The sequence below is a fragment of the Candidatus Frankia nodulisporulans genome (assembly GCF_902806475.1).
GTDB classification, from domain to species: Bacteria; Actinomycetota; Actinomycetes; order Frankiales; family Frankiaceae; genus Frankia; species Frankia umida.
In genome coordinates, this window is sequence record NZ_CADCWS010000198.1 from 1 (window position 1) to 7,986 (window position 7,986).

Consider the following 7,986-nt stretch of genomic DNA (forward strand, 5'->3'; position numbering starts at 1 on the left):
GAGCCACGAGAGACTTCACAGTAAGCCCGCCCAACGGGTTCCCCGCTGGGCGGGCTTACTGTGCGTCCGGACTCTTCGCCACCCGTCCGATGGGCCTTCTCGCGGGTTCCGGGGCGCGGTGGATATCCCGGTTGACGGCGCGGGCGACCCCGGCCTGCCGGCTCGCCCCGCCCGTCCGCCGACAGTGTTGCCGAGCACCACCCGGTGGCACTGTCGGACAGTTCCGGAGAAGGCGGTATCCCACTGCTCGCGGTAGCAAAGGTGACGGGCCGCAGCCGGGTTGATGCGCTGTATCTTCGGTAATCCACGGCTACCTTGGTCGTATCGGCGACCCGGTCTTTTCACGCCAGCTTCGCATCGGCTTAAAGGTTCATAAGAAACAGCCGAAAGGCCATTGGCGTGCGTTGTCGAGATGCCTGGCCGGCGCTCTGCTGAGGCCGACCAGGCCATGTGTCGATCAAACGCGTCCCGGTTCGCCGACGCTTTGTCAGCCGGCCAGCGGTGCGGCCGTATCGTTCGCGCCCACCAGCAACTCGGCGATCTGCAGCGTGTTCAGCGCCGCGCCCTTGCGCAGGTTGTCACCGCACAGGAACAGGGCGATCTCGTGCGGATCGTCCGGTGACTGGCGGATGCGCCCCACCCAGGTGGGATCGGTACCGACCACATCGGAGGGCGTCGGATACTCGCCCGCGGATGGATTGTCGACGACCTCGACGCCGGGCGCGGTGAGCAGCACCTCGCGTGCCTCACCGGCCGTCACCGGCCGTCCGAAACGGGCGTGCACCGCGACCGCGTGTGTGGTGATCACCGGCACGCGCACGCAGGTCGCCGAGACCCGCAGCCCCGGCAGGCCGAGGATCTTGCGGGACTCGTTACGGACCTTCAGTTCCTCCGACGACCAGCCGCCGTCCTTGAGGGAACCGGCCCACGGCACGACGTTGAGGGCCAACGGTGCGGGGAACGGGCCCAGCCCGTCCGTACCGAGGGCCTTGCGCACGTCGCCCGCGGTCTGCCCGAGCTCTCGGGTGCCCCCGACGGTGGCCAACTGGTCGTAGAGCGCGTCGATGCCGGCCTGCCCGGCACCGCTGGCCGCCTGGTAGGACGCGGCGAACATCGACTCGAGGCCGAACGCGCGGTGCAGCGCCCCGAGCGCGACGATCATCGACAGGGTGGTGCAGTTCGGGTTGGCGATGATGCCCCGCGGCCGTGCGGCCAGCTGATGGGCGTTGACCTCGGGCACGATCAGCGGAACGTCGTCGTCCATCCGGAAGGCGCCGGAGTTGTCCACGGCGACCGCTCCGCGCGCCGCCGCGATCGGCGCCCACTCGGCGGACACCTCGTCGGGCACGTCGAACACGGCGACGTCCACCCCGTCGAAGACCTCGGGCGCCAGCAGGCGCACGACGACGTCCTCGCCGCGAACCCGTACCGTCCGCCCGGCGGAACGGGCCGAGGCGACCGGTCGGATCTCGCCCCAGACCTCCGGTCGTTCGGCGAGCAGCGACAGCATCACGGTGCCGACCGCGCCGGTCGCACCGACCACCGCAAGCGTCGGCCGTCGGCCCGGCGCTCCGTTGCCGCTCATCGTCCAGTTCCTCCGGTCGCTCGAGACTGCGCAGCAGCGCGCTGCGGCTGCCTGACTGGGTGGGGCAGTACGGCGGGGTGGGTGAGTACGGCGGGGTGAGTCATCGGCCGGAGCCGGCGTAGACCACGGCGCCGCCGTCGGGGTCACCGAGCTCGAAGGCGGCGTGGACGGCCCGCACCGCGGCCGGCAGGTCGTTGTCGCGGACCACCACCGAGATCCGGATCTCCGAGGTCGAGATGATCTCGACATTGATGCCGGCGTCGGCCAGGGAGCCGAAGAACCGGGCCGACACACCCGGATGCGACTTCATCCCGGCACCGATCAGCGAGAGCTTGCCGATGTGGTCGTCGTAGAGGGTCCGCTCGAAGCCGATCTCGCTCTGCACCTTCGCCAGCGCCGTCAGCGCGGTCCACCCGTCCGTCTTGGGCAGGGTGAAGGAGATGTCGGTGCGTCCCGATCCGGCGACCGAACCCACCTGGACGATCATGTCCAGGTTGACGTCGGCGTTGGCGACGGCCCGGAACACCGCCGCGGCCACCCCGGGCTTGTCCGGACAGCCGACGACCGTCACCTTCGCCTCGGCGAGGTCGTGCGCGACGCCGCGGATGATGGCCTGTTCCACGAGCTGTGCCTCCGGAATCTCGGTGACCCACGTGCCCGGCTTCGAGGAGAAGGACGAGCGGACGTGCACGGGGACGTTGTAACGGCGGGCGTACTCGACACACCGCAACATCAGGATCTTCGCCCCGCAGGCCGCCATCTCCAGCATCTCCTCGTAGGAGATCCGGTCGATGCGACGGGCATCCGGGACGATGCGCGGGTCGGCGCTGAACACGCCGTCCACGTCGGTGTAGATCTCGCAGGCATCCGCGGACAGCGCGGCAGCCAGAGCCACCGCGGTCGTGTCGGAACCGCCGCGGCCCAGGGTGGTGATGTCCTTGGTGTCCTGGCTGACGCCCTGGAACCCGGCGACGATCGCGATCGCCCCCTCATCCAGCGCGGCGCGGATACGCCCGGGAGTGACGTCGATGATCCGGGCCCGACCATGGGACGAGTCGGTGATCACCCCGGCCTGGGAACCGGTGAAGGAACGGGCCTCCGCGCCCAGCGTGGTGATCGCCATCGCCAGCAACGCCATCGAGATCCGCTCACCCGCGGTGAGCAGCATGTCGAGCTCGCGTGCCGGCGGCAGCGGGGACACCTGCTCGGCGAGATCGAGCAGCTCGTCGGTGGTGTCACCCATCGCGCTGACCACGACCACCACGTCGTTGCCGGCCCGGCGGGACTCCACCACCCGCTCCGCCACCCGTTTGATGCGGTCCGCGTCGGCAACGGAGGACCCACCGAACTTCGCGACCAGGAGCGCCATGGCAGTCAGGTTACCGAGCACAGCGGCCCGTCCGGGCTGCTCGCGAGCGAAACCACGCCACCCGCGGGCACATCGACGGCCCCGCTGGCCACCCGCACCGACCCTGGACGTGGTCCGTGTCGTCCGGGCGACGGCAGACTGGGCGGATGCGGCAGGTTGTGCCAGGGTGACGGAGACGGCCGCAACAGCCACAACAACCGTGCCGGCACGCCGACCGTGCCGCGCACGGGTGCGCCCCGCGCGGCCCCGCGAACTGGCCACGATGCCGTGCGCCAGCCTCAGGAAGGACCAACCGCAATGGCAGTCAGCCTCGCCAAGGGTGGCAACGTCAGCCTCACGAAGCAGGCGGCGCAGGCCGGCAACACCCAGCTCACCTCCCTCAACGTGGGCCTGGGTTGGGATGCGCGCACCACCACCGGCACGGACTTCGACCTGGACGCCTCGGCGATCGGCCTCAAGCCTGACGGCAAGGCACTCAGCGACGCCTACTTCATCTTCTACAACAACCTCGCGACGCCGGACGGCGCGATCACGCTGACCGGCGACAACACGACGGGTGAGGGCGAAGGCGACGACGAGTCGCTGATCATCAACCTGCCGGCGGTCCCGGCCGACATCGACCGGATCGTCGTGCCGGTGTCCATCTACGACGCGGCGAACCGATCGCAGAACTTCGGCCAGGTACGGAACGCCTACATCCGCGTCGTCGACCAGACCGGCAACGAGCTGGTCCGCTACGACCTGTCCGAGGACTACTCCACCGAGACCGTGGTGATCTTCGGAGAGGTGTACCGCAGCGGCGCCGAGTGGAAGTTCCGTGCCGTCGGTCAGGGCCACAACGACCTCGGTGGCCTGGCCCGCGACCACGGCGTCAGCGTCTGATCCACCGCCAGGCCACCGGCCGGCCGGGCCGCACGGTCCGAGCCGGCCGGCCGGCTGGCTGCGGTCTCCATCCGCGTCCGTCCAGCTATGTGCCGGGCTATCCGTGTACCGGGCTGTCCCATGCGTCGGGCTATCTGTGCGTCGGGCCGTCCCGTGCGTCAGGTGGTGCGGGCGGCGAGGCGGCGTAGGAGCAGCGTGCCGGCGGCGGTGAGGGTCACCGCGGTGGCCACCTCGCGGGGGAGCCGGTTGCGCGCCTCGTTCTGAATACGCTCATGGAAGCGGTCGAAGCGGCTCGGCCAGGGGCTGATGCCGACGAAGTACCGTCCGACCTTGTCGGTGTCGGGCAGGCAGGCGCCGGTCATCCCGGCGAGTACCGCCAGGCGACGCCCGGGCGGAGCCGCCGCTGTCAGCACCGCCATCGCCGCGAGCCCAGCCACCCCGTCACGCCGGGCGATCGGTATCCACTCCGACTCGGTGTTCGGTCCGGTGCCCCAGTGCGGCATCGCGTCCATCGCCAGATGCGACGCGAATCCCGCCGCCACCGCCACCACCGGGTTGCGAACCGCTATCCCCACGAACGCGCCCGCGGGGACGTGTGAACTGATGATCATCTAGGGGCCTCTCTGGGACGATGCGGATGGGCTGGAGCTGTGACCACCGCCTGACGCGCGCCACTCGACTCGCGTCCTAGCGCACTCGTGCTCCGTCAGCCTCCCACTCCCGCTTCGGGCCGCCCAACCCGCACCATCACTTCCCGCAACCAGACGAGCGCGCCAATCGGCCCGCCCCCACCCCACCCCACCCCACCCCGCCCGCGCTGGGGTTTCGTTTCCTCGTCCAGCCTCGCTGGGATCCGATCACCATCTTCTGTTCGTCCGATATATGCAGAAATGGGCGCCTGTTGGGGTGTGGTGGCGGATGCCGAGCGCCTTGGCGCTCCCGTGATCGCGGCTGGTTGCGGCCGGATCGCGGCCGGATCGCGGCCATGATCGCGATATGCCGAGGGTCGTTCGGGGATTTCGGCCTCGAGATTGTGAAGAGTCCTCGGCATGTGGCCGAACAGTCCTCGGCATCGTGCCTCGACGCGCCGAGCGGGCGTCGGTGGTCGGGCTGTGGCCGGGCGTACCAGCGGCCAGGAGTTGAGCCGATGGGTCATGGGTGGGTTACTGGTGAGTTTTGCGCCCGGGGGTCGAGAGGGTGGTGAAATGTGCCACTTTCAGCCCGTGTCGGGCGTGTGTCCGTGGCTGAGGGGTGGCTGGCAGGTCGTCCAGCTGCGCGTTTGGCTTGCGGGCGCGTGCATGCCCGAAGGGGCGGTATGACGCCGGACCATCGGCCCGGGCTGATGCCCGTGCAGATGCCTGGGCGAGCGCGCATCATTATGGGTCTGGACGCGGGGCGTAGCTGGCCTGTGCGGAGGGCGGAGTCTGGTCGCTGTCCGCAGCGCAGTGGCGCGCCGCCGGTCGAGCCTCGAGGTGGCGGGTAGTCGAAGTTACGGAGGGTGATGGCGCTGGGAGGGGTGGCCTGGGGTGCGCGCGCCGGGTGCTGGCATCTGCATCCGCATCAGGTGCTCTCCGCCGAGGACTTCGCACCGGATCTGCCGCCGGGAGCACTGGTCTCGGTGGCGTGGCGGTTGGACGGGGCCGGCCGGGTGGTCGGCGGGGCGCTACCGCGTGGCAACCCGCATGGTGGGGCGTGGGGTAAGCGGGTCCTGCGCGGTGAGGGCATCTGGCCGGCGGAGATGTATCCGCCGGGCCGGGAGATCACCGCGGAGCTTGACCTGGTGGAACCGGGCTCCGCCGCCGATCCGGCGCGCATCGTCGTCCACGGACCCCTGCATGACATCCCGGGCCTCGTCGACCAGCCCGGGTTACCCACCGCCGGCTGGACGCGGATGGTCACCCGCCTGCGCCGTGACTCGCGGCGCAGGCGGATTCAGGCCGGGGGCGGACCTGGTGGATTCGGGCGTCGCGGATGTTCGGGGTCCGGGTGGTCCGGGAGAACGGCGTGGACGTCTACTGCACCCGAGGTGGTCGGCAGGCGATGTTCAGCGCCGAGGCGGACGATCTCGACGTCAGCGTGGTGCTGTTGACTCTCGGGTCGATCCCCAGCTCCACCTACGCGCCGATCCTTGGTTTCTGAGCCAGCCGGGACGGTGCCAGAGCTCGAGCGGACAAGTGGCGAGCGAGCGAGCGGGCGTGCGTGCGGACAAGTGGCGAGCGAGCGGGTGTGCGGTCAGGCGTGCGGGCGGAGCTGGCCGGTGGTCAGGCGCCGACGACGCGACGTCCCTCGAAGGCGCGGCCGAGCGTGACCTCGTCGGCCCATTCCAGGTCACCGCCCATGGGCAGGCCGCTGGCCAGCCGGGTGACCCGCAGGCCCATCGGGCCGATCTGACGGGCCAGGTAGGACGCGGTCACCTCACCCTCGGTGTTCGGGTCGGTGGCGAGGATCAGCTCGGTCACGGAGCCGTCGGCGAGGCGGGCGATGAGCTCACGGATGTGCAGGTCGTCGGGGCCGACGCCGCCGATCGGGTTGATCGCCCCGCCGAGCACGTGATAGCGGCCGCGGAACTCGCGGGTGCGCTCGATCGCGACGACGTCCTTGGGTTCCTCGACCACGCAGATGAGGCTCTGGTCGCGGCGAGGATCGGCGCAGATCCTGCACAGTTCGGCCTGGGCCACGTTGAAGCAGCTCCGGCAGAACCGGACCTTCTCCTTGACCTCGGTGAGCACCGCCGCCAGGCGACGGACGTCCACCGGGTCGGCGGCCAGTAGGTGGAACGCGATCCGCTGGGCGCTCTTCGGGCCTATGCCGGGCAGCCGCCCAAGCTCGTCGATGAGATCCTGGACGACGCCCTCGTACATCGGTGCTCCTGTCCGTCAGCGCCGGCGTGGCGACCTAGCGTGGAGTCCGGCCACCGGAGGTGGGCCGCGGATCGCCACCGGCAGCGCTGCCGCCGCCGGTACCGCCGCCACCCGCACCGCCGCCGAACAGTTCGCCCAGGGCGCCGAGGTCACCCAGGGCACCCGGAGCACCCGGAGCACGTGGCGTGCCCGGCGCGCTCGGAGCGCCGAAGGGGCTGCCCGCGGCACCTGGTCCGCCGAGGCCACCGGTGATGGAGCCCATGCGCTCGGCGGCGAGCCGGTGGGCGTTGGTGGTCGCGTCCCGCACCGCGGCGAGGATCAGGTCGGCGAGGGTCTCGGTGTCCTCCGGGTCGACCGCCTCGCGGCTGATCGTCAGATCGACCAGTTCGCCGCCGCCGTTGACGGTCGCCCTGACCAGGCCGCCGCCGGAACTCCCGTCCACCCGGGCGTCCGCGAGCTCCTCCTGGGCGGACAGCAGTGCGGCCTGCATCTGCTGTGCCTGCTGGAAGATCTGCCCCAGTGCGAAGCCACCGGCTTCGCCCGCGTCACCGACGGGAATCTGCGGGTTCGACATATCCCCGAGCCTACTGTGCTCGGAGGTCCGCTCCCGAGCGACGGCCGACCCGATCAGGAGGTCGGGGTCTGTTCGAGGACGGTCGCTCCGAGCCCCGTGCGCAGCAGGGACATCGCGGCCTCCTCGCCGCCGCGCGCACCGCCCGCCTGCTGCGGGATGTCCTCGTCGTCGAAGGGCGGCTCGTCCATGATGGGCGGCCGCTGACCGGCGTCGAACGCGCCGCCGCCGCCGCCCATAGTCGCTGGCCCTGAGGCTTCTCCGGGACGTCCCGCGGCGAAGGTGTTCCCGTTGCCCGCGACCGCGGCGCCGTTGGTGTTTCCCCAGGCTGGGGCGGCTGCGCGGGGCACCGTCCCATCGGGTCCGCCCGTCCCATCGGGTCCGCTTCCGCCCGGACCGCCCGGTCGGGGAGCCGGCGGCGGGTCGTCCTGGCCACCGCCGGTGTGGACGATGGTGCTGGTGCGGCCCTGCACCGCACCGGCGTTCGCGGGATCGATGGCCGCCGCGTTCACCGCGGCCGCCTGTCCGAGCCCAAAGCCGCCGGCCTCACCCGTCGCGGCGACGCCCCACGCACCGGAACTTCCGCCGGAACCGTTCGGCGCGGCACCGTTCGGCGCGGCAGCGCCCTGGACGGCACCACCCTCGTCCCGGCCGCCCCAGGCAGGTGGCGATGTCGGTGCGCCCGCCGACGGGGGACGACCGAAGTCCTGGCTGGCCG

7 protein-coding genes and 1 pseudogene are annotated in these 7,986 nt (G+C 71.0%); 2 read left to right on the forward strand and 6 right to left on the reverse strand.

What is annotated here, in order from left to right; translation table 11 throughout:
- Positions 1–487 precede the first annotated feature (487 nt).
- Together G6R24_RS15795 and G6R24_RS15800 are read right to left on the reverse strand one after the other, a co-directional pair.
- Positions 488–1,585, reverse strand: a complete 1,098-nt coding sequence (locus G6R24_RS15795) for an aspartate-semialdehyde dehydrogenase (RefSeq protein WP_163550010.1) — start codon at positions 1,583–1,585, stop codon at positions 488–490.
- A 100-nt stretch (positions 1,586–1,685) separates the two neighbouring features.
- Positions 1,686–2,954, reverse strand: coding sequence for an aspartate kinase (locus G6R24_RS15800; RefSeq protein WP_163550011.1), 1,269 nt, complete (start codon positions 2,952–2,954; stop codon positions 1,686–1,688).
- 297 nt (positions 2,955–3,251) lie between these two features.
- On the opposite strand from G6R24_RS15800, the gene G6R24_RS15805 reads away from it, so the two are divergent.
- Entirely contained in the window at positions 3,252–3,836 is a 585-nt protein-coding gene (locus tag G6R24_RS15805) for a TerD family protein (protein ID WP_163550012.1), read from the forward strand.
- Positions 3,837–3,994: 158 nt separating this feature from the next.
- Here G6R24_RS15805 and G6R24_RS15810 read toward each other — a convergent pair whose 3' ends face one another.
- The gene (locus tag G6R24_RS15810; RefSeq protein ID WP_163550013.1) at positions 3,995–4,447 is read right to left on the reverse strand and encodes a hypothetical protein; all 453 of its coding nucleotides are present in this window, start codon (positions 4,445–4,447) and stop codon (positions 3,995–3,997) included.
- A gap of 1,360 nt (positions 4,448–5,807) precedes the next feature.
- On the opposite strand from G6R24_RS15810, the gene G6R24_RS22560 reads away from it, so the two are divergent.
- Positions 5,808–5,975, forward strand: a complete 168-nt coding sequence (locus G6R24_RS22560) for a hypothetical protein (protein ID WP_225438596.1) — start codon at positions 5,808–5,810, stop codon at positions 5,973–5,975.
- A 122-nt stretch (positions 5,976–6,097) separates the two neighbouring features.
- On the opposite strand, the gene recR is transcribed toward G6R24_RS22560, so the two are convergent.
- From recR to G6R24_RS15830, 3 genes and pseudogenes are all read right to left on the reverse strand, one after another.
- Positions 6,098–6,697, reverse strand: a complete 600-nt coding sequence (recR, locus tag G6R24_RS15820) for a recombination mediator RecR (protein WP_163550014.1) — start codon at positions 6,695–6,697, stop codon at positions 6,098–6,100.
- 34 nt (positions 6,698–6,731) lie between these two features.
- Complete coding sequence (locus G6R24_RS15825; protein WP_163550015.1) at positions 6,732–7,271, reverse strand: YbaB/EbfC family nucleoid-associated protein; 540 nt, start codon at positions 7,269–7,271, stop codon at positions 6,732–6,734.
- Positions 7,272–7,324: 53 nt separating this feature from the next.
- Positions 7,325–7,986 (reverse strand): annotated as a pseudogene (locus G6R24_RS15830) (hypothetical protein); the annotation flags it as partial.

Bases quoted from the DNA above. Each gene is read 5' to 3' on its own strand.
- G6R24_RS22560 (WP_225438596.1), top strand. From the start codon at position 5,808: ATGTTCGGGGTCCGGGTGGTCCGGGAGAACGGCGTGGACGTCTACTGC.
- G6R24_RS15805 (WP_163550012.1), top strand. From the start codon at position 3,252: ATGGCAGTCAGCCTCGCCAAGGGTGGCAACGTCAGCCTCACGAAGCAG.
- G6R24_RS15810 (WP_163550013.1), bottom strand. From the start codon at position 4,447: ATGATCATCAGTTCACACGTCCCCGCGGGCGCGTTCGTGGGGATAGCG.
- G6R24_RS15800 (WP_163550011.1), bottom strand. From the start codon at position 2,954: ATGGCGCTCCTGGTCGCGAAGTTCGGTGGGTCCTCCGTTGCCGACGCG.
- recR (WP_163550014.1), bottom strand. From the start codon at position 6,697: ATGTACGAGGGCGTCGTCCAGGATCTCATCGACGAGCTTGGGCGGCTG.
- G6R24_RS15825 (WP_163550015.1), bottom strand. From the start codon at position 7,271: ATGTCGAACCCGCAGATTCCCGTCGGTGACGCGGGCGAAGCCGGTGGC.
- G6R24_RS15795 (WP_163550010.1), bottom strand. From the start codon at position 1,585: ATGAGCGGCAACGGAGCGCCGGGCCGACGGCCGACGCTTGCGGTGGTC.